The organism is Flavihumibacter cheonanensis, assembly GCF_022352215.1.
Lineage (GTDB): Bacteria > Bacteroidota > Bacteroidia > Chitinophagales > Chitinophagaceae > Flavihumibacter > Flavihumibacter cheonanensis.
In genome coordinates, this window is record NZ_JAKRWF010000001.1 from 1547412 (window position 1) to 1572986 (window position 25575).

General features: G+C 44.0%; 19 protein-coding genes and 1 pseudogene. 2 read left to right on the forward strand and 18 right to left on the reverse strand.

Annotated features, from left to right (window positions below; genetic code table 11):
- Positions 1-32 precede the first annotated feature (32 nt).
- On the forward strand, positions 33-2996 hold the full coding sequence (gene porW / locus MD536_RS06890; protein WP_239597041.1) for a type IX secretion system periplasmic lipoprotein PorW/SprE: 2964 nt from the start codon (positions 33-35) through the stop codon (positions 2994-2996).
- Between the two features lie 25 nt (positions 2997-3021).
- A complete protein-coding gene (locus tag MD536_RS06895; RefSeq protein WP_239597042.1) occupies positions 3022-5427 on the forward strand; it encodes a penicillin-binding protein 1A in 2406 nt (801 codons plus the stop codon).
- Between the two features lie 70 nt (positions 5428-5497).
- On the opposite strand, the gene MD536_RS06900 is transcribed toward MD536_RS06895, so the two are convergent.
- The 18 genes and pseudogenes from MD536_RS06900 to MD536_RS06985 form a co-directional block, all read right to left on the reverse strand.
- Positions 5498-6721, reverse strand: coding sequence for a lanthionine synthetase LanC family protein (locus MD536_RS06900; protein ID WP_239597045.1), 1224 nt, complete (start codon positions 6719-6721; stop codon positions 5498-5500).
- Between the two features lie 87 nt (positions 6722-6808).
- Positions 6809-7528 carry a LytR/AlgR family response regulator transcription factor gene (locus tag MD536_RS06905; protein WP_239597047.1) on the reverse strand — a complete coding sequence of 240 codons (720 nt, stop codon included), beginning with the start codon at positions 7526-7528 and terminating at the stop codon, positions 6809-6811.
- A 6-nt stretch (positions 7529-7534) separates the two neighbouring features.
- On the reverse strand, positions 7535-8218 hold the full coding sequence (locus MD536_RS06910) for a sensor histidine kinase (RefSeq protein ID WP_239597048.1): 684 nt from the start codon (positions 8216-8218) through the stop codon (positions 7535-7537).
- Between the two features lie 405 nt (positions 8219-8623).
- Entirely contained in the window at positions 8624-8818 is a 195-nt protein-coding gene (locus tag MD536_RS06915) for a hypothetical protein (protein ID WP_239597050.1), read from the reverse strand.
- A 92-nt stretch (positions 8819-8910) separates the two neighbouring features.
- Entirely contained in the window at positions 8911-11988 is a 3078-nt protein-coding gene (locus MD536_RS06920) for a lantibiotic dehydratase (RefSeq protein WP_239597052.1), read from the reverse strand.
- Positions 11989-12061: 73 nt separating this feature from the next.
- On the reverse strand, positions 12062-13384 hold the full coding sequence (locus tag MD536_RS06925) for an OmpA family protein (protein WP_239597054.1): 1323 nt from the start codon (positions 13382-13384) through the stop codon (positions 12062-12064).
- Positions 13385-13461: 77 nt separating this feature from the next.
- Positions 13462-13893 carry a septal ring lytic transglycosylase RlpA family protein gene (locus MD536_RS06930; RefSeq protein WP_239597057.1) on the reverse strand — a complete coding sequence of 144 codons (432 nt, stop codon included), beginning with the start codon at positions 13891-13893 and terminating at the stop codon, positions 13462-13464.
- Positions 13890-15566: a L,D-transpeptidase family protein gene (locus MD536_RS06935; protein ID WP_239597058.1), complete on the reverse strand. Its 1677-nt coding sequence runs from the start codon at positions 15564-15566 to the stop codon at positions 13890-13892. Before MD536_RS06935 ends, MD536_RS06930 begins: the two co-directional genes overlap by 4 nt.
- A gap of 35 nt (positions 15567-15601) precedes the next feature.
- Positions 15602-16597: a chorismate synthase gene (locus tag MD536_RS06940; protein WP_239597060.1), complete on the reverse strand. Its 996-nt coding sequence runs from the start codon at positions 16595-16597 to the stop codon at positions 15602-15604.
- Positions 16594-17868 (reverse strand): 3-phosphoshikimate 1-carboxyvinyltransferase, encoded by a 1275-nt coding sequence (gene aroA / locus MD536_RS06945; RefSeq protein WP_239597062.1) that lies wholly within the window; start codon positions 17866-17868, stop codon positions 16594-16596. Before aroA ends, MD536_RS06940 begins: the two co-directional genes overlap by 4 nt.
- Before the next feature lie 9 nt (positions 17869-17877).
- A complete protein-coding gene (gene aroB / locus MD536_RS06950) occupies positions 17878-18897 on the reverse strand; it encodes a 3-dehydroquinate synthase (protein ID WP_239597064.1) in 1020 nt (339 codons plus the stop codon).
- Positions 18898-18906: 9 nt separating this feature from the next.
- Positions 18907-19998, reverse strand: a complete 1092-nt coding sequence (locus MD536_RS06955; RefSeq protein ID WP_234864152.1) for a chorismate mutase — start codon at positions 19996-19998, stop codon at positions 18907-18909.
- A gap of 87 nt (positions 19999-20085) precedes the next feature.
- Positions 20086-20961, reverse strand: a pseudogene (locus MD536_RS06960) (prephenate dehydrogenase); the annotation flags it as partial.
- 66 nt (positions 20962-21027) lie between these two features.
- On the reverse strand, positions 21028-22209 hold the full coding sequence (locus MD536_RS06965; RefSeq protein WP_239597065.1) for a pyridoxal phosphate-dependent aminotransferase: 1182 nt from the start codon (positions 22207-22209) through the stop codon (positions 21028-21030).
- Entirely contained in the window at positions 22206-23033 is an 828-nt protein-coding gene (locus tag MD536_RS06970) for a prephenate dehydratase (protein WP_239597067.1), read from the reverse strand. The genes MD536_RS06965 and MD536_RS06970 overlap by 4 nt, the downstream gene beginning before the upstream one ends.
- Before the next feature lie 221 nt (positions 23034-23254).
- The gene (locus tag MD536_RS06975) at positions 23255-23818 is read right to left on the reverse strand and encodes a hypothetical protein (RefSeq protein WP_234864156.1); all 564 of its coding nucleotides are present in this window, start codon (positions 23816-23818) and stop codon (positions 23255-23257) included.
- A gap of 32 nt (positions 23819-23850) precedes the next feature.
- A complete protein-coding gene (gene murQ / locus MD536_RS06980; RefSeq protein WP_234864157.1) occupies positions 23851-24681 on the reverse strand; it encodes an N-acetylmuramic acid 6-phosphate etherase in 831 nt (276 codons plus the stop codon).
- A gap of 21 nt (positions 24682-24702) precedes the next feature.
- The gene (locus tag MD536_RS06985) at positions 24703-25542 is read right to left on the reverse strand and encodes an N-acetylglucosamine kinase (RefSeq protein WP_234864158.1); all 840 of its coding nucleotides are present in this window, start codon (positions 25540-25542) and stop codon (positions 24703-24705) included.
- Positions 25543-25575: the final 33 nt, after the last annotated feature.

Consider the following 25575-nt stretch of genomic DNA (forward strand, 5'->3'; position numbering starts at 1 on the left):
TGGGTATGTTATTATCAATTTAGTTTGCGCAGATGATTAAAATCCAGGGCCTCCCATACCTTGTCCCCTTTATACTATTCCTTTCCTTTGGATTACCTGGAATGGGGCAGCCTACGCTTGACCCGGACCTTCAGCAGCAAAAGCCTAAAAAATACGAAAACCGGATCCTCCGGGCCGAAAAAACCGGTGAAAAAAAATTTACTGCGCCGCGCCGCTTTTTCCAGAATACCTATACACATTATAATTATGTGTTCAATGCAGAAACCAAACTGACCCAGGTACTGGAGGCTGCCAAATTGCAACATATCGATCGCTATTCCGAGTTGCTTTCCTTTTATAATTATAGCCTGGATGCTACTTCTGCACAGAAAACGGAGCTGGATTCTGTTATTTATAAGGTAAATGCGGGGGTCTTTTTGCATGATTTGCGGAGCGACTGGATGGATAATCTCTACCTGGCCATGGGACAGGCTTATTTATTCAGGAATACCCTGGATTCAGCCTATATGACTTTCCAGTATATGAACTACGCGTTCCATCCAAAAGATCCGGATGGGTACGACCGGGTGATCGCTTCCAATTCCACAGAAGGAGGTAATGCGCTGAAAGTGTCTACTGCAGAAAAAAGAAATTTGCTGGATAAAGCTTTCTCCAGGCCGCCCAGCCGTAACGATGCACTTATTTGGCTGATCCGGACCCACCTTGAACGTGATGAAACCGGACAAGCAGCCACGTTGATCCAGACCCTCCGCAATGACCCCCAGTTTCCGGAACGGCTCCATCCAAAGCTGCATGAAATGCAGGCCTACTATTTTTATAATCTGAAGCAATACGACAGTGCTGCTGTTTACCTCGGCCAGGCGCTTCCGGCAGCTGATAACAAGCAGGAAGCAGCCCGTTGGGAATTTCTAATGGGTCAGTTATTTAAGAAAGCAGGATCAACAGACCAGGCGATCGATGCCTTTGAGCAGGCTTCTAACCACACCCTAAACCCCGTAATGGAAGTTGCAGCGCAATTGGAGATCGCCTTGTTATCCGGAAACAGCGAGGGCCGAAACTGGAAAACAGTGGTTCAAACACTTGAAAAGATGGCCCGCCGCGAGAAATATGCCAGCTATCGCGATTTGATTTACTATAGTATCGGGCAACTGGAATACCAGAACCAGGCATATACGGAAGCACAGCAACACCTGCTCAAAGGCATTCGGTACAGTGTGCAAAATCCTGAGCAAAAAGCGCGGATCTGGTTGCTGCTTGGCGATGTCGCTTTTACACAGAAACAGTACCAACCGGCAAAAGCTTATTATGACAGCGTCGAAAATAGTCTTATTGCAGAGGCTGAACTCCCGAAGCTGGAACAACGAAAGCAGGTGTTGAGTGTGGTTGTAGCCCAGTTGGAAATTATCGACCGTCAGGACAGTCTGCAGGCCCTGGCTGCTATGCCAGAAGCCGAACGAATGGATATTCTTAAGAAAAAACTTCGTCAACTGAGAAAACAGCAGGCAGCGCTCGAAAATGCCAATGCACCTGCAGGCAATAACTTTCCGGGCTTCAATAATGCAGGAAACCAACCACCTGCTGACCTTTTTGCTTCTGGCAGTTCTACGGAATTTTATTTCTACAACAATTCGCTTAAAAGCAGGGGATTTAATGAGTTCCGCAATAAATGGGGTAATCGTCCCAATACCGATAACTGGCGAAGAAGCAGCAGCCAGAGCAATCCTGTATTCAGCAAGGAAAAGAAAGGCAATCAGCAGGATCTCCCCGAAGAAACAGATGAAGACACCAACCTCGATCAATTACTGGAAAACATTCCGCTGACCCCCGAAAAGCTGCAGACATCTAAAGATTCGGTTGCCCAAGCCCGTTATCTTATTGCAGTTACCCTTCAGAATAAACTCGAAGATTATGCGGGTGCTGCAACGGAATATGAGTGGTTGCTTGAAAATTATCCGGGTGGACAACTGGAAGCAGATGTGCTCTATAATCTGACTATCTGTTACAGGATGTTGGGTAAGCAGGGGGAATTATCGGTCACCACGAAACAATTGAATGAAAAATTCCCGCAATCGCGGCAAGCGCAACTGGTCAAAGATCCAATTGCAGTTCAGGCGGCTGACAGTTCACAAAGCCGGCAGGCTACCGCTACGTATGACCAGATCTACAATCAGTTTTTATCAGGACAATTTGAGCAGGCTGTTGCTGCCAAACGTACTGCGGATAGTTTATACGGTCCTCATAACTGGACACCACAGTTACTGTATATTGAATCCATCTATTATATCAAACAGCAAAACGACAGCATCGCAATAACCGTACTGGAACAACTCAAACGCCAGTTTCCGGAACATGCACTTTCAGAGAAGGTAAATACCATGATTGATGTGTTGAGAAGGAGAAAGGAAATTGAAAGCTATCTAACCAACCTGGAAGTAGAAAGGCAGGCGGATGACTCCACCCGTTTTCAACCAATTCCAGTAGTAAAAGCAACTGAAACGCCTGCTCCAAAAGATATCAAGGCTGCTGTACCGGTACAAAAAACGATTGTAGCGCCACCAAAAGCCGACAGTACGCGTCTTAAGAAAGAGGCACCAAAATTGCCGGAGAAACCATTGTTCAGTCGCCATGCAGAACAACCCCATTTTGTTGTAATTGTACTAACGAATGTGGATCCCGTATATGTTAATGAAACAAAAAATGCATTTGATCGCTATCACCGGGAAAAATATTATAACCAGCCAATGAATGTAGCCATTACTTCAATTGCTGATACGGTGAAGCTGGTTACTATTCGCGGCATGGCAAATGAAGCTGCTGCACTCGATTATATTGAAAGGGCAAAAGCACTGGCTGAACGTGATATCATTCCCTGGATGAAAAAGGAAAACTATTATTTTATGCCGGTAGCGGAAGACAATCTGAATTTATTACTTGACAGCACCAATTTGCCGGCGTACAGAAGTTTTCTGCAACAGGTATTCCCTAATTTAAAGTAAACAGCTCCGTTCGAAAAACAACAATATGAAACAGGTAACACGCGTATTTTGGAAAATTTTCTTCATTGGCTTTGGACTCTTCCTGGTGTTGATCTTATCCATCAATCTCGGAGTGTTTGGCAAACTACCTTCTCTCAGTGAATTGGAGAACCCGTCTATACTCCAGGCAACAGAAGTGTATGCTGCAGATGGAACACTAATGGGAAAATATTTTCGGGATCGGGGCAACAGAAGTAATGTGGAGTATCGGGATATCAGCAAACATGCAGTAAATGCCCTGATAGCAACGGAAGATGAACGTTTTTTTGATCATTCAGGAATTGATGGAAAATCGGTTTTGCGTGCCATTATATTCCTTGGACGGGAGGGAGGTGGCTCTACCATTACACAGCAGTTGGCGCTCAACATGTTTGCTGAGCGCTCCAAAAATCCAATCCTTCGCGTTGTGCAGAAGCTGAAGGAATGGGTTATCGCCATTAAGCTGGAAAGAAATTTTACTAAACAGGAAATATTAACGCTTTATCTCAATACAGTTCCGTTTGGAGAGAATGTTTATGGTATCCGCAATGCATCGCTGACATTTTTTCAAAAAGAGCCCGACCGTCTGGCACCTGAGGAAGCAGCTGTATTGATTGGACTATTAAAGGGGAATACCCTTTACAATCCAAGAAGAAACCCGAAGGCGGCTGTTAGTCGCCGTAATGTAGTACTGGACCAGATGACCAAAAACGGGTACCTCACAGAAGAAGAAGGAGCTAAACTGAAGAAAAAGCCGATAGCACTCAATTACCGGAAGCAGGATGAAACTGCCGGATTAGCACCCTATTTCCGTGAAGTACTCAGAGAAGATATAAAGAAATGGTGTAAGGAAACCACCAACCCTGCTACCGGTGAACCTTATGATATTTACAAAGATGGATTGCGAATTTATACAACCATCAATCCACGCATGCAGATCTATGCGGAAGAAGCAGTTGCCAAACACATGCCGGTATTACAGAAAGCCATGGATGCCCAGTCTTCCATAAAAAAAGGAACGGTTTGGGAAGGGCGGAACAGTGTACTGGAAGCAGCCATGAAAGCAAGCGACCGTTGGAAAAATGGCAAAGAAGATGGAATGACAGAAGAAGAATTACGGAAAAGTTTTAAAACCAAAACACCGATGAAAGTTTTTGCGTGGAATTCACGCAGGGAAAAGGATACGGTGATGACTCCGCTGGATTCCATTAAATACCATCGCCAAATGCTGCAAACTTCCTTTATGGTAATGGATCCGATTACAGGTGAAGTTAAAGCATGGGTAGGTGGAATTGATTTTAAAACCTATAAGTTTGATCACGCTAATATTAATACCAAACGTCAGGTAGGTTCCAGCATCAAACCATTTTTATATTGTCAGGCAATAGAAGAAGCAGGTTTTACACCGGAAACTCCGGTTGAAAATGTAGCACAGGATTTTCCAGGATTCGGATTGGTACCAGCAAAGGGTGTGTGTAAAGGAAATACAGTATCAATGGCAACAGCCCTCACTTATTCCTACAACTGTGCAACTGCCTATATTATGAAGCAGATAGGGCCCAAACGTTTTGTTGAATTCCTGCACAATATCAATATTAAAAGTAAAATGGACCCCTACCCTTCTATTTGTTTGGGTGCAGTGGATTTGTCTATGTATGAAATGTTGTATGGCTATACCATGTTTGCCAATAACGGATTCAGCACCGAACCCATTTATATTACAAGAATCGAAGACCGTAACGGCAACGTGCTCGAAAGTTTCCAGACCCGAATGAACCAGGTAATTAGTGAAGCTGCGGCCTATACAACTACAAAAATGTTAGGCGGACCAGTAGAAGTAGGCACAGCCGCAGGTTTAAGAGCCCGATTGGGAGCTGCCGAGATGGCGGGTAAAACAGGAACCACGAATGACAATGCCGATGCCTGGTTTATTGGATTTACCCCACAGTTGCTGGGTGGAACCTGGGTAGGATGTGATGATCGATTTATCCGTATCGAAAACAACCTCGGGTATGGCGGACAGGCATCAAGACCAATTTGGGAGTATTTTTTCCAGAAAGTTTATGCAGACAAAACACTTGGTATAGACAAGGACGCCCGTTTTGCGCAACCGGAACAAATGCGCAATGAAGTGATGTACGATTACATGAACATAATTGACCAGGCGCCGCTGCCGGGTGCGGAAGGTGAAGACCAGGGTAATGGAGCAGCTGATCAATACCTGATGGATCCGGTTGATAACTATGTACCTATTGAGTCGGAGATTCCAAAGGAAGAACAGGATGTATTAAAGGAAGCGCGGCAGTCAGAAAAGAAAAACGATAAAAAAGCTCCAGACACACCCGCTGATGAACCTAAGAAAAAAGGAATATTGAGAAAGATTTTTGGAGGTAAGAAGAACAAGGAACAATAAAATTTCATAGGTGGCCCACTCATTCGGAAGAAGCCCTTCCGGATGAGCAGGCCACAGGTTTAATGGTACATTAGTTTATCAAAAAGAATTCTTTCCATTGTCCTTTATTGGGATATACTGCATCCTGCAGCACCAGTGAAATTCCTGGCAAACCTTCCAAAAGAGAAAGATCCCGATCCTCATAATCCAGATTTATATGCCCACGTTTCAATAATTCAAGGCATCGCTGAATCCAGGAAGTTGAAGCTTTTTTATAGTAAGCATGACCGCTGACGGTGGATAAGGAATTGTACATGGCAGCAATACCTGCAGCGCCATGACAAAACTGAGCATCAACGCACATGGTGGAGGAGGCGTCTAAACGTTCCAGTGAGCTGGCACCAATCAAATCGGCTATTTCTATATATTGTTTAATACCAAAGCTCAGCCCAACCTTATAGAGTAGGAAAGCCTGATTCAAATCTCCATAACACCAGGCCAGTCTGTTGTTATATGTTTTTTCTTTGGTTGCTTCATGAACGGAATTTGGGAATATAGAATACCTGTTATTTTCAGGATCAGTTGGCATCGTTTGTTTTAAGAGCAGGGAAATCATGGAACGTATGGTATCATGCAACTGCTCAAAAAGCACCCCCTCTTCAAACGCTTTTAACAGAACCAGAATGAAGCCTGTTTGTCCATGTGACAAACTAAGATTGATCTCACTGGTTTCTTCTTTTGAAACAATATAGTTCCTGATAAAACTTCCCTGTTTATTGTGAACTACTTTTCTAAGTATTGCTTCAATCAGACATTCTGCATGCAGTTGAATGGCTGGATCAGGTAATCTGTCAATAAAATAATTAAGCACTCCAAATGCACCATGCAGGTAATCATTGAAATCATGATCAACCTGATGAAGTGCCTGTTTCAGCAAAAATTTATCAATCTCCTCAAACTCATGGAGATCCTGATAGATGTATTGTTTTTTAGTAAGATAATTCAGAAGCGACATAAACCCGCCTAGTCCTGTACTCAAGGAAGGGTTTAATAAAGAACTACCACTTTCATTGAAATGACTAAACACTTCATCCAGATAATTGCGGCCTTTTTCAATGTGTTCTTCGGCACCGGTATACTCAAAACTGGTGTAATGATAAAGTGATAATCCGAGTTTTCCCAGGAAAAGTGAATCATTAGCAGCATTGCCAATACTAATTGAGTGATCAATCGTTTTGATCTGGCTGATAATATCTTTTGAAATACCTGATGAAGTTGGTGTGGAAAAATCAACAGGATATGGGTTGACTTGCATAACTTTTATTTACAGGATAAAAGTAAATGCCGTATTCCCAAAATCTAAGTTTAATACACTAACTGGCTATTTGTAAGGACATATTCCTTATTTCATGGTACTATCCCTGGTACGGGATACCAATTGATCCTTGTAAATATCACCAATAGGAACTTGTTCCACCCGGTTCCGCAATTTGAGAATATTGTTTTCTATGGAAACAATATTTTTAAACGGCACAATAAAGGAGCGATGTACACGTACAAATATATTTTTGGGTAACCGATCCTCTATATCTTTTAAATTAAGCAAGGTCAGAATTTTTTCTTTGCCTTTGTGAAAGGCGACGTAATTTTTTTGTCCCTCAATAAAATCAATTTCATCATAATTGATTTTAACAAGTTTTCCTCTTTGTTCTGTTTTCACAAAAATGTAATCATTCGGAATGGTATCAACAACTGCCACTTTACCGGCCATGATAATTCCCATAGCACGTTGTACAGCTTTCATAAAACGAGGAAATGCAATTGGCTTCATCAGATAATCCACCGCTTCATAATCAAATGCATCCAATGCAAAATCAGAATAGGCAGTACAAAAAATAACCCTGGTATGATTACCAACAATTTTAAGGATATCAATACCACTCATTTCTTCCATCTGGATATCAAGAAATACCAAATCAGGCTTATGCCTGTTGATCAGATCAATTCCAGTAATTGGATTGGTGGAGGTAGCAATCAGTTCCAGGTGTTCAATCTTGGAAACATAATTCACCAGCACATCAATTGCTGCCTTCTCATCATCTATAATCATGCATCTAACCATACGATATCATACATACAGGGTTAACTCCAGCGTATAGAATTCCTCTTCATTATTTGTTTCCACTTCATATTTCCCTTTGTAGGAAACATCCAGTCGTTTCAAAACATTCTGGATACCAATTCCACTGCTTTTCTCAAACACTTTTTTCTTTTTCTTATTACGGCAATAAAAACGAATCCTGTCCTGATAGGCATCCAGCCGGATAATCAAAGGATGGGAGCTGTTTTTTAATTCGCCGTATTTAAGCGCATTTTCAACAAAGGTAATGAATACGAGCGGTGGAATGGTAAAATCTCCCACCGGTCCGCTTACTGAAAAGTCAATCTGGAGTTCGTTGGAAAACCTTAGCTGGTGGATATCGATCAGGTTATGGAGGTGATGAACTTCATCTTTAAGGTTAACCATGCCATTATCCTTATCTAGTCCCTCTATGCTATAGCGCATGATTTCAGACAGTTTCAGGATGTTATCGGCCAGTTCTTCTGAATAATACTGGGCATGAGAAAACAGTGTATTCAGGGTATTGTATAAAAAGTGGGGGTTTACCTGGGCTTTCAGGAAGTTATATTCGGTATGAAGTTGCTGGATTTCCAGCTGGCGGTTATTTAGTTCAAGTTCCTGGATTCGCTTTTGTCGTTCGAGGGAATAGATAAAATAGGAGTACCCAAGTGCAAATATGCTGTACTGCATGTAATAAGCTAACGAATAGCCAATTTCTTCTCTGTTTTTGACAAACTCAACAAAATCAAATTGACCATAAAACAAAAGTATCAAATACCTTAAAAAATAGAAAGCAGGAAACAAGAATAACAAAAGCACAACCTTTCGTATCCTTGTTTTATGGTTTGCAAAAATACCCTTAAACAAGATGTTAGTGCAAAAATAGAACCATCCAATACTGGGTATGTAATAAGCTAATGATGGTAAAATCACAATCTCACCTCTGGTCACTAAAACCATCATCTGAGTTGTTCCGATCCATGTAACCCAGACAAGCAAATGCTTTAGAAATTTGGTGTGCATTTTTTCCTGCATTCAGAATTATTTCAGCATATAGTTACAAATTCTGAATGCAGCCACCAAAAAAAGACCAGTTTAAATCATAATCCCGCCTTTTGTAGTTGGCTTCGGAGTAGATGGACCGCATACTTCAATGAATGACGGTATAAACCGAATATCATTCCCCTTTACGAAAGGCTGCTGACTGGTAGGTACTTCCGCCTGCTTTACCATAATAGCAATAGTTTTCTTCTGGATATTCAGTTTGGATTTGATTTGCTCGGGTCTCATTGTCAGATGATTTATTTTTAATGAATGAATTATCTGACGAAACTATCCCGGCCTACAGGCACCACCTTATCTATTACACCAACTGACGTATTCTAGGTACGAACAGGTTTTTTTTGCATTTTTTCAGCATAATAATAACGATACAAAAAATCATAACAGATCATTTCATGCTGCCGCGGCTGTGATGGAAAGAGGCGATTCAATTGCATATGTATCAGGCTTGCAACCAACTCCTCCAGAATTGGATCCAGCAGCTTTTGTTGTTGAAGAAATAATATCTCGCGCACTGCAGACTCTATTTCAGCAACTCTGAAATCCGCTCCAATAGCGGCTTCCAGCTCACGCTTCAATTGATCACGATATTTTCTGTATCGGTAATCCAATTGCTGCTTTAAGAGTTTCCCTGTATGAAATTCTTCCGCAAAAGCGTTTTTCAGTTTTTCTACTAGTGTAGTTTTCTTATCAAGATCCCATCCAAAACAATTAAGTAATACATCAATTCCTTTCAAGCCCCAAAGCCACCTCGCATGCTCCCGCTCATCTCCTTCCGTATTACGTAACCAATGTACAGTTGCAATACTATTCTGATGAAAAATCGCTTCGACTGCTGTTATCGAACGGCTACCATACCGCGCTGTTTCGCGCTGGTAAGTGTCCAACTGGACTCTCCAGATAAATCCCTGTTGCTCGAATTCAGAAATGGATGAATGAACTAATTGTATGACTTTTCCAAATAGCTCCGGATCCCTGAGTTGAAGTCTGAACCGAATATGAAAATGAGGATCCAGGTAGCGTATAAAGAACCATTTTTGGATCAGCCCCTCCTTTTCGAGGTATTGTGTTAGCGGATACAGGGCTTCGGTGAGAATTTTTTCCGCAGATCGACTTCCACAATATAACTTAACGTACAACCACTCCGATCCAATCGAAAAATGGTCTGCAACAGGTAAATAGTTCGGTTCGGGCAACGAACCCGAATAGGTTGCTTCCTGCTTCTGCAGAATTGCGATAAACTGATTTGCGTGGAATGCTCCTTGCGAATTCCGGACACCAGTATGGTTGCTGTATAGAAATTCCTTAATTATCAGCATCTGATGTTTGGATAAAATATCCTGGAACAGCTGCCTCAGCAAGGGGTCGGAAAAATTGATCAATAATTCATTATCCCCATCCGCGAGTACAATTTTTTCTGGCAGTTTCCATTTGATTAGCCAGGTTTGCAAGGTCCGATCGCGATCCACTTCATCAGCCTTTAGCAACTCCTCCCAATCCGCTTTTTCAAGGTTCCAGGTAGCAGGATGCAATACCACTTTTTTATATTGAACCCGAGGCAGGAATTTATAAACCCGGGCAACTCCTCCCCAATTAAATTGATAGCCTCCGGAAATACCCTGGCTTTGCAGATCACATAAGAACTCATACACCGGAAGTGGCTGGATTCGAAAATTATGTGCACTGGTTAAGCGCGGGATAATTTCCCTGTTTAATTTCCTTGATCGCAGGACCACCCGGTTGTTTCTTACAGAAACCAGTAAATCACTTGCCGGAACCTGGAATTCATCCAGCACCGAAGCTTTTGCCAGGTAAGGAATCTCATATAACCTGAATGCCGGGTGTAGCAAAATATTCCCCACTCTGCTTTCTGGCAGATGCACAATTTCTGCGTATAAAATGGTAGGGTCCAATTCCTGCTCCCGTTGGGTTACATCGTTCACAATCTTTCCAATTTCAGGCGAACCATGTGCAAATCTGCCCAACAGATTAGCAGCACTGGAACCAGCTGCAGACTCCAGGTATAAAACCGATTGTTCCGCATCAAGCAGCCGAAACATAAGTGACAAAGAAGGGGCAGCAACCAATTCCACTTCCTGGAATTGTTCCAGGTCTTTTTCGTCCAGTTCAATCATCAATTTCCGCTCTTCCAGCGCTTGCCGGATTTTTGCATCCCAGAATTTTTCCAGTTTTCCCCAGGGCAGAGTTTCCGGCACATCGGGCCGGATAAACACAAAATCATTGAGCAGGGGGCTTAATTCTATTCCCGAATTTCCGCGGTATGGAATACCTGTTTCCGTATCCAGGAGTTCGAGCAATGGCATTTCCCGATCTTCATATCGCTCTTTAAACAATCGAATAAACTCCTGCATTTCCTGTGCCGGCACAGGGCTCAGGCGATGTAATGCCGCCAAAGCTTCCAGTAATTGATCCTGGTACCGGTCATGCACCTGGTTTTGTTCCAGAGAAAAAAAGAGATCACACTGAAACAGTTTGCCGGCATCAAAGGCAACCGGTAAGCGAACCAGTTCTTTCTGGATTTCTTCATAAGCCGCTTCGGGATTGATACGCTGAATATCCAATTGTTCCAATCTCTCTGCTATACCCGTTAAAAAATCAATCAGAACGCTCAGCATTTCCTGATTTTCCGCTTCCAGTCTGCCTAGAATAGATTTAAGCTGGAAAATAAACTCCGGTCCTGTAATGGCTGGTTCCAATTCACTGACCAGGACCTGGGCATCTATTAATCCATGAATGAATTCCTTCACCTCTTCGGTTGAAATTTCCGCATCCACCACCTGAGTCGCCAATTCTTCTATTCGCTTAAAATCGGTAGCTGCCAATAACACCCGATCAATGTATTCGGTACGCTGAATAGAACTGATTTTATGGACGCGATTCCCTTCCTGGTAATAGTATTCAATGTATCTTACTTCATCACCTATTGTGTAAAGGGTTGAATTCCTCGTAAATCCAAGTTTCTCCTTTATACCAGATGCCCCTGCCAGATACTGGGCAAGTGCACAGAGAAAATGCATATCAAACCGCGTATGACGATAAAATTGATCCTGATCCAAAACCAATTTCGTATCCCCCGTATTCCAATTCGCTACAGCACAGCCTGAAAAGAGTCCGAAAGGAGTACATCTGCTATACATTCGTGTGTAATACTTCAGTATTGCCTGTTGCATTTTTTTAATTGCACGTGCATCGGTTTCCTCCCCTTCCAGCCATTTCACGCAGGCTGTATGTAGTACCGGTGATGCCAGGTAAACAGCTTCCATGAAAAGCTTGTCTTTCAACAATTCCTGCCAATTCCCGGAATTCAGGTTTGTTGAAAGTGGGAACTGCGGTGTCCGCAGCACCAGCTTTGAATGGAATTGATAGCGCCCTTTCATTAGTGCAATCTTCCGAAAAAAAAACTGGTCCGCGTTGGCGGACCAGTTTTTTATACAAACTATAAGTATTCGATTACTGACTAACCTTGAATTCAACCCGGCGGTTTTGTGTACGACCGGCGGCAGTGCCATTATCAGCAACTGGTTGATCCTGGCCAAATCCTATCGCATTCAATCGATCGGCGGCTACACCCTTCTTAACCAGGTAAGCTACTACGGCAGCAGCACGCTTTTCAGATAACTTCTGGTTGAATTCAGCTTTACCCGTGTTATCCGTGTGACCACCGACTTCAACTTTCAACTGCGGATACTGCTCATTGAGGATACGGGCAGCTTTATCAAGTTCCTTGCGGGCAGCGGCTGTAAGTGTTGCACTTCCGGTTACAAACTGAACTGCGCTTGCGTTGAATTTAGACGCTTCCAGTTTTGGACAGCCACCATTATCAGCTGGACCAGCCAAATCCGGGCAACGATCTTCTTCATCATTCACACCATCGTTATCGCGGTCAGGAATCGGGCAACCCTGGTAACGGGCAACACCTGCAACGTCCACACATTTATCTTCTTCATCGTTAATGCCATCACCATCGGTATCTGGAATCGGACATCCGTTATAACGGGCAATACCAGGTACATCCGGGCATTTATCATCTTTATCAGCGATGCCATCACCATCTTTATCCGGACAACCCTGCAAAGAGGCAAGACCTGGAATTTCAGGACAGGCATCAATTGAATCCACTACACCATCCTTATCGGTATCAACTGGTTCAACCATTGGAGGAGGCGGAGGAGGAATTACTTTTACTTCTTTGGGCTTACCGATATTTCCGGCGAAACCTATGCTATGGTAAAAATGGTTCTCCGTTGTATTGGTAATTCTCATGCGGTACTGAGAATTGATCAACAGGAAGGCTTCGTCAAAGAAGTTTACCTGCCAACCTACTCCCACTGGAAGAATTGCACCATAATATCCTTTGAATTTGGAAGCCCCCAAACCGGCAGACAAATAGGGAGTAACCCAATACTTGTCAGACAGCATTTTGGCATTCACCATGGCATCCCACTCAAACAATGCACCATCGCCAACGGGACCCTTATCACGAATCGGGTAATCCAGGAAAGAAACACCCAGGGTTGTTGAGAAATCGAGGTGATTTGTCAAACCTTTCAGGTAATTCACTCCAAAACCAAAATTGTGATCACCCAGTTTTGCCCACTGTTTGTCTTTCAAAACAGTACTCAAAGAGGAATTGCGGATTTTCTCAGGAGTTTCAAAGTCATTACCGAAGAAATGAATTCCGAGTGCGGGGCGCTTTTTATACTCATTGTTTTGTGCGAATACAGCAGAAGTTACAGTGCATCCAACCAACAATGAAACTATTAATTTCTTCATATGCGTAGTTTATTTAAACTGCCGCAAAAATAAACCCTCCTTCTTAAACTTGGAAATTATTTATTATTGGTAGGTGTCTATTGTTCAACTGGTTTCTTTTTTCCCAGCACTTCTACCTTCACTTTGGTGAGCCCCCTTGAGTAAAAACCCAGCTTTTTGGCCGCTGCAGCAGACAAGTCCACCACCCGCGTATTGGCATGGTGCAGGCGATCATTGATTTTTACAATCACAGAACGTTTATTTCTTCGGTTGGTTACCCTTACCCAGGTTCCGAATGGAAGTCCATTATGCGCTGCCGTTAGTTTCGTGGAATCGTATTTTTCACCACTTGCGGTTAAACGCCCTTGAAATTTAGCCGCATAGTAACTGGCCACCCCATATTGGACAGAATCCAGGTTGACGATTCTTTTTTTAGCCGGCGGAAGTTTGGTGGAATCCTGTGCAAATGAAGCTACAGGGCATAGTAAAACGAGAAATCCCAGGATGGATAATACGGTTTTTACAGTCATGGATTATTTGATTTGGAAGAAAAATACCTTTCCTTCAGGCGTTTGTCTTCCTCATAAATATCGGGAAAAAACCGAATATCTCCATCGGCACCTGTGGCCGTTATATAGCGAATATAGATTGGTACCTGCGGGAAATCACTGATGGTTTTTTTTTCCTGGCGCTGTATCAACGCCCTGATTGTATCCGGATGATACCGTATTTCGTTGTTCCGAACCAGGAAATGCGACAAATCTTCCCATTTCTGGACCCTCACGCAACCGTGGCTAAGCGCCCGGTTGTCCTTTGAGAACAAACCTCTTGCATTGGTATCGTGCAGATATACGCTGTACTTGTTCCGGAAATTGAATTTCATTACACCCAAACTGTTATCATCACCTTGTCGCTGGCGCAGCAAATAGGGGAAACTGTTTTTATTTACTTTATTCCAGTCAATTGTTTCAGGTGCAATTACACTGTCGTAGCGGTCCACTACCATAAGGTTTTCCTTGGCCAGGTATTGGATATCCTTCCTGATTTTAGGCAACATTTCTTTAAAAATGATGCTGTAAGGTACTGTCCACTGTGGATAGGTGATAAAATTCGTAATGGAACTATTTAATACAGGTGTTGGCGTTTTAGGGGTCCCAATTATAATTTTTGACTGAAGTGCAACGGTGTCGTAATCCATCACTTCCAGCTGATAAGCCGGCAGGTTCACCCACAAATAGGTTTCCGGCATAGTGTCAGGCAACTGCCGGTAACGATCCAGGTTAAGCGCTATTGTTTTGAAATAATCCCAATCGGTAGTATTCAGACTGGCTACCGTTAGCTGGGCAACAAACCCTGTTGTAACAATGCCCTTGGATGCCTGGTATTTTTTAACCGCTTTGGCAAAGACAAGCGAGTCATCTCCGGCTACCCAGCTACTGTCCAGGAATCCCATTGCCTTTAATTTTTTACCTACCTGCTGAATAAATGCCATGGAATCAGAAGCAGGGTACTGAATGGATTCAACAGGTTGAAAATTTGCTTTCGCAAGGAAAGCAGCCAGTCCTTTTTTCAGATCCTGGTACCCTTTATGCTTTGGCTCCATCCGGTTCAACATCGTTTGTACCTGCCCGTTACGATGGAGGGCTCCCAGCAGATTCAGCTTCTCTTCATTCGAAAATGCCGAATCTTTTCGAATGGTTATACTGTCGCGGTTCAGATGCCCATATTTCAGATGATGAGCCATTTTCCAGCAGGCATCTGTCAACAACAGATCGGCCCTTGCCCAAAGTGCTGCATTTTTCCTGCTAACAGAATCCAGGATTATTTTATTCCGGATTTCCAGTAAAAGGGAATGATGATAATCAGTTGGAAACAGTCCATAGGATTTTGCCTGGCTTATCATAAAGAAGAGACTGTCTCCAGCCGGCTTCCAGAGATCAGCTTCACTCCAGACCGGATGATATCCGTTTTTTTCATAAAACTCCTGCATTAGGGAATATTCCGTCAGCAGTACACTATCCTTAAGATATCCATCCCGGTTCGTCAGATAGCGAAGCAGTTCATGAATCTGTTCACTAACCACCATGGGCACTTCTTCCTTCTTATCCACCAAAACCACTTCCTCTGGTGCAGTAGAGCTGAAACAGCCGGTTAACGTACTGATTAAACAAACAATTCCAATGCAACGAAGTATATTTCTCATATTGACTGTTCTACCCTCATCCCTAAATATAATATTTATGGGAGGACCCGGGAAATTTGGCCCGATTGAATCATCAGATCCGCCAATACAATAGCAGTTACTGCTTCCAAAACAACCGGCACGCGAAGCGCAATGCAGAGATCATGCCTTCCTTTCACAGAAAAAGTTTCCTGCTCACCGGTCTCCCAGTTTAGGGTCAGCTGTTCTTTTGGCGTGGAAGAAGTTGGCTTGATGGCTATCCTGAATACCAGTTCGTTTCCATTGGTGATACCTCCAACAATTCCGCCTGCATGATTGGTTCGGGTTTTACCGGTGGAATCCTCAATGGCATCGTTGTGCTGAACGCCAAACATCCGGGCCGCAGCAAATCCGGTTCCGAATTCTATCCCTCGTACGGCAGGTATGGCAAATACAGCATGACTGATCAGGGATTCTACCGAATCAAAAAAGGGTTCGCCCATGCCAATGGGTAAACCACTAACCCTGCATTCAACTATTCCACCTATCGAATCCTTGGCATCAATTGCTTTCTGCAGACCTTTCTCAAGGTCAGCTTCTCCCCCGATCTCAAGGATGGCTGCTGTTACAGAGATGGGATTCAGCATTTTTTTTGCTACCACTCCTGCCGCTACTAATCCCACTGTCAATCGGCCACTGAAATGCCCACCGCCCCGAAAATCTTCAAAGCCGCCGAATTTTTTATGGGCAACAAAATCAGCATGACCAGGCCTTGGCACAGCACGCTGCTTTTCATAATCCCCCGAACGGGTATTTTTATTTTCAAACAAAATGGTCAGGGGTGCACCGGTTGCTCTTCCATTAAAAAGTCCGGTTTGAAAAAGGGGCAGGTCATCTTCCTTTCGGGGAGTGGTACCTTTTTGTGTGCCGCCTTTCCGGCGTTCGATATCAATATGAAAATCTTCCAGTGCAAGTGGCAGGCCAGATGGAACACCGTCAATGATCACACCTACCGCCGGACCATGAGATTCCCCTACTATGGATACCCGAAAATTACGTCCGAATGAATTCATACTTCTTGGTTTAGTTTGGCTCCCAGTGAACGTATATGTTCATAAAAATCGGGATAGGATTTATTGATGGCTTCCGCCTTTTCGATGGTTGTGCTGCCCGTGGCTTTTAAGGCTGCTACGGCACAGGCCATTGCAATGCGATGGTCATGATGGGAATGCACTTGTGCACCGGTAAGTCCTTGCCCTCCTTTAATCAACATAAGATCGTCCTGCAATTCAATCGAAAGTCCCATTTTCCCAAATTCTTCCTGCAGGGTCAGGGCGCGATTGCTTTCCTTGTGCGTAAGCCTTCCAACCCCTTCAATTACTGTTGTGCCTTCACAATAGGCTGCCAGCGCAACAAGCGGAGGAAATAAATCCGGACAATCAGTTGCATTGAAATGAAAAGCCTTCATAGGCATCGGACGAACGGTGATTTGTTCGGATTCAATGCTAATGCCGGCACCACAACTCATCAGCGCCTGCAGGATAGCTTTATCCGCCTGGGTTGAAAAAACATCCAGTCCCGAAATAATTGTTTCACCCGCAATTGCTGCTGCTACTAATAAAAAAGCGCCACCACTCCAGTCGCCTTCTACTGTGTAAGTTCGGCTATCCGTTACTGTTGGGCGATTGCCGGTAAAATAAAAACTTTCATAATTGTTATTCTGCGGCACTTCCAAACCGAAATCTTCCATCACTTTGAGCGTGAGATCGACATAGGGTTTACTTTTTAAATTCGTAACCGTAATGGTTACATCTTTAGCGCCAGCTGCTGCATAAGCCAGCAATATTCCGGTTAGAAATTGTGAACTGAGTGATCCATCGATAGTAATATTACCGGGTTTAAGCGGGCCTTTGACAACCAATGGCAATTTACCTTGTCGCGATTGAACCGACACCTGCAATTGTGGTAATACTTCATCAAAAAAATCCATGGGACGTGTTACCAGGCTTCCCTCACCAGTGATGGTAATCGCTTCCTCATTTAATGCCACCAGCGGTGTAAACATCCGGATACCCAACCCACTTTCACCGCAATGTACAGTGGTAGAGCGGGCATGGATACCCGAAGAACGAATGATCAGTTCACTATCTTTCTGTTCGATAGCCGCACCCAAAGCCTGGATCACACCCAGGGCAGCTTTGTCGTCGTTTGATTTTCCGGGATTGCGGATGATGCTGGTGCCACCGGCGGCAATCGCTGCCGCGCAGGCGCGCTGCATGGAGCTTTTGGAAGCTGGTGCCCAGATTTCACCCTTTATGGAAGAAGGTTCTACCGTAACTACCATTATGCTGTATTATATCTGTTCTATTAATTGTTTAACCTGCGCCAATGGAAGTGTATGAACAACTCCCTTTCCAATTTTTTGCAGCAGGATATAATGAAGATTGGAGCGATCTCTTTTTTTATCGTGTTTCAATACATCAAAAACTTTGGTACGATCAAAATCGGCATAGGTGGGTAACCCGTACTGATCAATCACTTTCACCAATGCAGCCGCCTGCTTAAATCCGAGTAATGCTTCTGATAAATGTGCCGCATAGGTCATACCAATCGAAACCGCCTGCCCGTGCGACAATTCATACTGATTCTCCAGGGCATGCCCTAGGGTATGTCCGAAATTCAGCAGTTTGCGGTCGCCCTGTTCGGTTTCGTCGAGCTGCACCACTTTTGTTTTTAACAGGGCATTTCTTCGAACCAGGGCAGCAAGGTCTGATTTCTTTTTCTGGAACCAGGCGGCATCGTGTTCCTTTAATTCGCGAAACATGGCTGCGTCCTTGATAGCTGCATGTTTGATGATCTCCGCAAATCCGTTTTGCCATTCGGCCATCGGCAGGGTTTGAAGCAGACTGGTATCAAAAAAAAGAAAGGAAGGCTGACGGATAGTACCTACCAGGTTCTTGTAAACTTCCACATCCACACCGTTTTTGCCACCGATAGAAGCATCCACCATGGCCAGCAGACTGGTTGGAATAAAACCGGTTCGGATCCCACGCATGTAAATCGCACCCACATATCCTGCCAGGTCAGTTATTACTCCTCCTCCCAGGCCGATAAGGGTGGTTTTACGGTCGGCTTCCATCTCAATCAGCGAATCAATAACAGTATCCGCTGTTTGCTGGATCTTGTATTCTTCACCCGCTTTAATAACAATGGTATTCCAGCCTTTCAACTTTGATTTACAAACTTCAAATACATGTTCATCGGTTAGGATGATACTATGTTTTTTATCGGCAACATTTTTCAGTTGGGACAAACTCGCACCAAAATAGTAATCGGTGATGGTCTGTCCAATGCGGATTTTTTTTATTTCCATGCGCCCTGCTTAGCTGTTCATGATTTTGTTCTGGTGGTTGATGGATTCCATATGCACCGCATCAAAGTAACGGGTGATGAATTCCTTGCTCAAGCCCAGTTTATCGCCTTTCAGAAAAGCACGATCCAGGATTTCATTCCAGCGATTGGTTTGCAGGATGGTAATATTATTATTCTTTTTGTAGGTACCGATTTGTTCAGCCACTTTCATACGTTGTCCCAGAATTTGCATCAGTTCATCATCGAGGTGATTGATCTGCTGGCGGAGTTTTTCAAGTGCCGCATGATATGCTTCAGAATCCACGTCTTCTCTTCTCCAGGTAATGCTGTCAAGCATTTCTGCGAGACGGGCGGGGGTTACCTGCTGCTTGGCATCACTCCAGGCATTATCAGGATCAATATGGCTTTCGATGATCATGCCGTCGTAATCAAGGTCAATAGCTTTCTGCATCACATCCAGCAGGATATCTCTTCTGCCGCAGATATGGGAAGGATCATTGATCATCATCATTTCCGGGAAGCGGCGTTTCATTTCGATTGCCAGATGCCACATCGGTGCATTTCGGAATTCGGTATTTCCATATGAAGAGAAACCGCGATGGATCAAACCAATCTGGTTGATACCGGCTTTCGCAACACGTTCAACCGCGCCGAGCCACAATTCCAGATCAGGGTTGATCGGGTTCTTGATGAGTACAGGCACATCCACTCCTTTAAGCGCATCAGCTACTTCCTGCACGCTAAAGGGGTTAACGGTAGTTCTTGCACCAATCCACAACACATCCACGTCGAAGTGCAGCGCGTCTTCCACTTGTTTGGCTGTAGCTACTTCCACTGCAACCGGCATCCCGGTGAGCTTTTTAGCCTGCTGTAACCAGGGTAGCCCTTTGGTACCGATACCTTCAAAAGAACCCGGACGTGTACGTGGTTTCCAGATACCGGCTCTCATGATATCAACTTTACCGGTTTGTGCCAATTGCTGGGCAGTTTGTAATACCTGCTCTTCGGTTTCTGCGCTGCAGGGACCCGCGATGATCAATGGGCGCTTGGCCCATGCTTCCTGTGTTACCTGTTTCATTGTTTTGTTGTCGGTTGCTTGCATAAAATTACTGTATTTAAAAAGTTTACTATTTATTGTTTAATTTCTCCATCTTCCATTCCTCCATCTTCCATTCTCACGTTTCACGTCTCACTTTATTATCCTGCTAATCCTGTTCGCATTCTCTATCAATTCCTGCAAATACGCATAGTTCTCTTTCTCCAGGCAGGCTTTGAATTTGCGTAGCTGTGTAATATGTTCATTGAGCACATCGAGCACATTCTCGCGGTTTTGCATAAAGATAGGAACCCACATGGAGGGATTGGATTTAGCAAGGCGCACGGTACTCTCAAAACCACCACTCGCCAGTTCAAAAATCGCCTGGTCTTCTCTTTCTTTCTCCAATACGGTATTGGCGAGCGCGAAGGAAGTAATATGGGAAATATGACTCACATAGGCAGCATGCAGATCGTGATCATGTGCATTCATTTCCAGCAGGTGCATGCCAATTTTCTGAAAAGCATTTTTTACCCAGCTAACAGCATCCGCATCACTTTCTGCGGCGTTGCACAATACGACAGCCTTATTTTCAAATGCATGTTTTACAGCGGCGGCAGGGCCGCTGTATTCCGTACCCCACATCGGATGTGAAGCTACATATCGCCCTCTACGGGGATGTTCTTTCACTGCATCAATCAATTGCCCCTTGGTAGATCCGGCATCCAGCACAATCTGATGGCTAACGCGGTCCAGCACTTTGGGCAACAATCCTGTCATTTTATCAACGGGAATGCAGAGGATAACGACATCCGATTCTTCAATTGCCTGCTCCAGCGGCAACACTTCGTCCACCAATCCCATTTCCAGCGCTTTTGCTGCGTGATCCGGATTGGCTTCCACACCAACAATACCGGCCGCCAGGCCTTTTTCATTTAACTGCAATGCCAGCGATCCGCCAATCAGCCCCACTCCAACTATTGCAATTCGTTTTCGTTCCATGCTATTTTCAACTTTACTGTATGTTTTATTAGTCTCTCCTGTCTCCCGCCTCCTTTGTCTCCCTTATCCTTTGTTTCCCTTCTCCATTCTCCTTTATCCTTTCTTCCATCCTCCGGAATTTTTCTGTATCCGCTCCATCGCTTCTATTAGTTTCTCCTCCGGACTGCAAAGACTCACCCGAATAAATCCATTGCCTGCGTTACCGAAAATGCCACCCGGTGTAATGAACACATTCGCGCCATAGAGGATTGCATCACTCATTTCAAAACCATCTTTGTACTGTTCAGGAATTTTTGCCCAAACGAACATGCCTACCTGTTCCGGGTTATACGTTGCGTTCAATTCATTCAGTAATTCAAATACCAGTTTCCTGCGCCTGCGGTAAACATCATTTACTGATGCATACCAATCAGCTCCCAGTTGCAAGGCTTTTGCAGCAGCTAGCTGAGCAGGCAAAAACATACCACTGTCCATGTTGCTTTTGAAACGGATCACTTCATCAATACGATCCTTTGCTCCTGCCAGCATACCGATTCTCCAGCCCGCCATATTCTGACTTTTACTTAGTGAGTTCAATTCCACTACTACTTCCATAGCACCAGGTACAGCCAGCAGACTAACGGGCTGCTCATTCAGAATAAAACTATAGGGATTATCGTGGCAGATCAGGATCTGATTTTTTTTCGCAAACTTTATCAATCGGGCATAAAACTCAGCTGATGGTACCTGCCCGGTTGGCATATGCGGATAATTCACCCACATCAGTTTCACCTTACTCAGATCCGTTTTATCCAGTGCATCCAAATCCGGCTCCCAGTTTAAGGATTCCACCAGTTCATATGATACTGGTTCTCCCCCTGCCAGTTTCACGGCACTGCTATAAGTTGGGTAACCCGGGTTGGGAATTAATGCCTGGTCGCCCGTATTCAGATAGGTCATGCAGATATGCATGATTCCCTCTTTACTTCCGATCAACGGCAGAATTTCGGTATCCGGATTCAGCTCCACCCCATACCAGGTAGCATACCAGTTGGCCATTGCCTTGCGTAATACCGGTGATCCCTTATAGCTCTGGTAAGCATGCACATTGGGTTTTGCAGCTTCTTCCTGCAGGGTTTTTATCACATCGGGATGTGGCGGTAAATCCGGACTTCCAATACCCAAATTGATAATCGCCTTGCCCTCTTTATTAAGTGCATCAATCTCACGAAGCTTCTGAGAAAAATAATATTCTCCAATGCCATTCAGTCGGTCTGCGGTTTTCAGTTGCATCATTGCTTACCATTTTTATAGATTCCATAAACCTGCAAACTCACAGTCAGCGGTTCAATTTCTTTTATTACTCCCTGGAACTGTTCCAGGCTGTCGAATTCCATATCTGCATGGAAACTGTATTGCCAGTCGCTACCGGGAATCGGAAAACTTTGCAACTTGCTCAAATTGATTCCTCCTTCCGCAATTCTGGTCAATACTTTCGCAAGGCTTCCCCTGGAGTGATCGGTATGAAAATTAACCGAAGCTTTGTTGGCATCCGGAATCTCCTGCGCCATATCCTTTCTTTGAAGAATGAGAAAGCGGGTATAGTTGTTTTTCATCGTGTGGATATTCGGAGCCAGCACTTCGAGATCAAACAGATCTGCCGCCAGTTTACTGGCAATAGCAGCGGCATGTTTATTGTGCTTCTGATGAATGTGTTTGGCACTAAGGGCAGTATCCTCCGTTTCCACCAGTTTCCAGTTGAACTTCTCAAGGTAATCAATGCATTGCAGAATGGCCATCGGATGCGAATGCACTTCCCGGATATCTTCCAGTTTTACACCTGGATTTACCAGTAGGTTCTGTTTAATCTGGAGATACACTTCGCCTACTACCTGCAGGTTACTTTTCTGTAATAAATTATAGTTGGGAAGTATGCTGCCAGCGATGGAATTCTCAATTGCCATTACACCGCCTTCGCTTTCTTTTTTACTGGAAGCAATTTTTACTACCTCGCGGAAGGTATCGCAGGGAATGACTTCAACATCCTTGCCGAAAAATTGCTGGGCTGCCACCTGGTGGAAGCTTCCTTCATAACCCTGTATGGATACTCTTGTTGCCATAAAAAACAAGAGTCCCGGCCTTTCGCCGGGACTCTTTATGTTTAGTTTTAGTGATCTTAATTCGTTGATCTAACACAAAGCATCGCCGGCCTTCTGCCTGTAAAAAAGTAGAAGTAAAAATAAAATCGGCCAAATGCATTTGCTGTGATCATGAAGTAAAAATATACAATGATTGAATACAACAAAAAAGTTTTTTCCTTACGAATGTTAGTTAAACCGCCTCATTGCAGGCGTTTCATCTGTTGTTCATCCATTTTCCGGAAAAGGTGAAAAGGTTTAAACGTACGCCAGTTATCCAGCTCCACCAGCTCTATTATCCGTTGTAATTTAGATTTCCGGAAATCATACTGTGTTTGTTCCGGCATATTTAATAAGACAGCCCATCCGTTTTCATCCACCATCTCCTCGTACCACTCTTCATAGTAATCGCGGTCTCCGGAATGATAGTTCAACACATTTTCAGCAATGAAGATGAACTTATGAATGCCTGCTTCCTGGAACTTGTCAATCACCTCCCTTTTAAGTTGCATGATGTCATTCTCAATGGCATCATTCCATTCACCCAGCAGTTCAATGATAGCGTACTGTTCTTCGTAATCTGCCAGGATGACTTTCAGATAGAGGGTTCTAGATCCAAACTCATCCCACTGGGGATGGATATAGAAATTATAAATGGTTTGGGAATATTCAAACTCAGAATAAACGCGCCCGTAAAAAGGTGATCGCTCATCTTCTTCGCTCACATAGATATGACGCCAGTTGTAAAATGGTTCAATTTCGTGCACACCGGCAAGTTACTAAGTTCTCCCAAATATGCTTAAGCCGGATTGGCTGCTCTCCAGGCGTCTACTGCTTTTTTAACACTACCGTATTTTAGCAGTAACCCTTTTGCCGCTTCGTAATCGTCCAGTTTCAGTTGCTGCAAAACCATATGGGTACCACGGTCTACCAGCTTTTCATTACTGAGCTGCATGTTCACCATTTTATTGTCTTCCACCCTTCCGATTTGTATCATGACAGTAGTGGAAATCATATTGAGCACCAGTTTTTGTGCGGTTCCACTTTTCATGCGGGTTGATCCGGTAACGAATTCGGGGCCAACCACTACTTCAATTGGGAAATCTGCTTCCTGGCTTACAGGAGAGTTGGGATTGCAGGAAATGGAGCCGGTGAGTATACCATTTTCGCGGCATTTTTTTAAAGCACCGATTACATAAGGAGTGGTACCACTTGCAGCAATTCCAACCACCACGTCCTTTTCACTGACAAAATGTTTTTTAAGGTCTTCCCAGCCCTGCTGCAAACTGTCTTCTGCATTTTCCACCGCTTTCTGAATGGCTTCCTCACCACCGGCAATCAATCCGATTACGAGCCCATACGGCATGCCATATGTTGGCGGAATTTCACTGGCATCCAGAATTCCCAAACGCCCGCTGGTACCTGCTCCCAGATAGAATAAACGTCCGCCTGCAAGCATATTATCTGTAATAGCGGAAACCAGTTTTTCAATCTGAGGGATTGCTTTGGCAACGGCCAACGGTACTTCCTGGTCTTCTCTGTTTATATTCTGCAAAATCTCCGACACCTCCATTTTTTCCAGGTGACGATACCGGCTTTCCTGCTCGGTTACTTTAACAAATTCGGGCATATGCTTGCGTTGATCTTGAAATTATTGGTGGTACTGAATCAATCCTTCAATCGGATGCTGAAGAATTTTTCCAAGTTCCAGTTCGTACGAGGAACAAAGGTCGGAAACCACATCACGGAATCCAAATGCTACCCCACCCACAAAATGAATCGGATAGTTCCAACTTTCCTTGTATTTGATCACATGTTGAAAGAAGAAATCATTCAGGCCATCTTCAATGATATTTTCAATCATGTAATGGCCGCGGTTTTCAGCCAGGAAAAGTGTGAAGCTGGCCAGAAAACGGTTGGGCAGAGGTTGTTTATAAACCCGATCCAAGATATCAACATCGTTCATTTTAAACTTGTCTTCAAACCGGTAGGCCAATTCTTCATCAAAGGTTTTATACAGGTAATACTGAATTACTTTTTTCCCCAGGTAGGCGCCGCTTCCTTCATCGCCCAGTACATAGCCCAAACCCGGACTGTTCTTCACAATTTTTTTTCCATCGTAATAACAGGAATTACTACCGGTTCCAAGGATACAGGCAATGCCTTTCCCCCGCTGACAAACTGCACGGGCAGCACCCATCAGGTCGTGATTGACTTCCACCGGCTGACCCGGAAATACCCGTTGAATGGCTTTCTGTACAGATTTCCGGTTGGCGGGATTTTTGCACCCCGTACCGTAATAGTAGATTGCTTCCAGTTTATAACGACTGATTTCGGGGTATAAATCACGCCGAATCAGTTCTTCGATTTGGTCAGTATTGAGAAAATAGGGACTGATACCCAGGGTGAAAACCGTTTTTTTAACCTTTCCTTTGTCCACTACACACCATTCGCACTTGGTTGCACCACTGTCTGCAAGTAATATGGCCATGAATTCACTTTAATGCTGGGACGAAAATAAAAC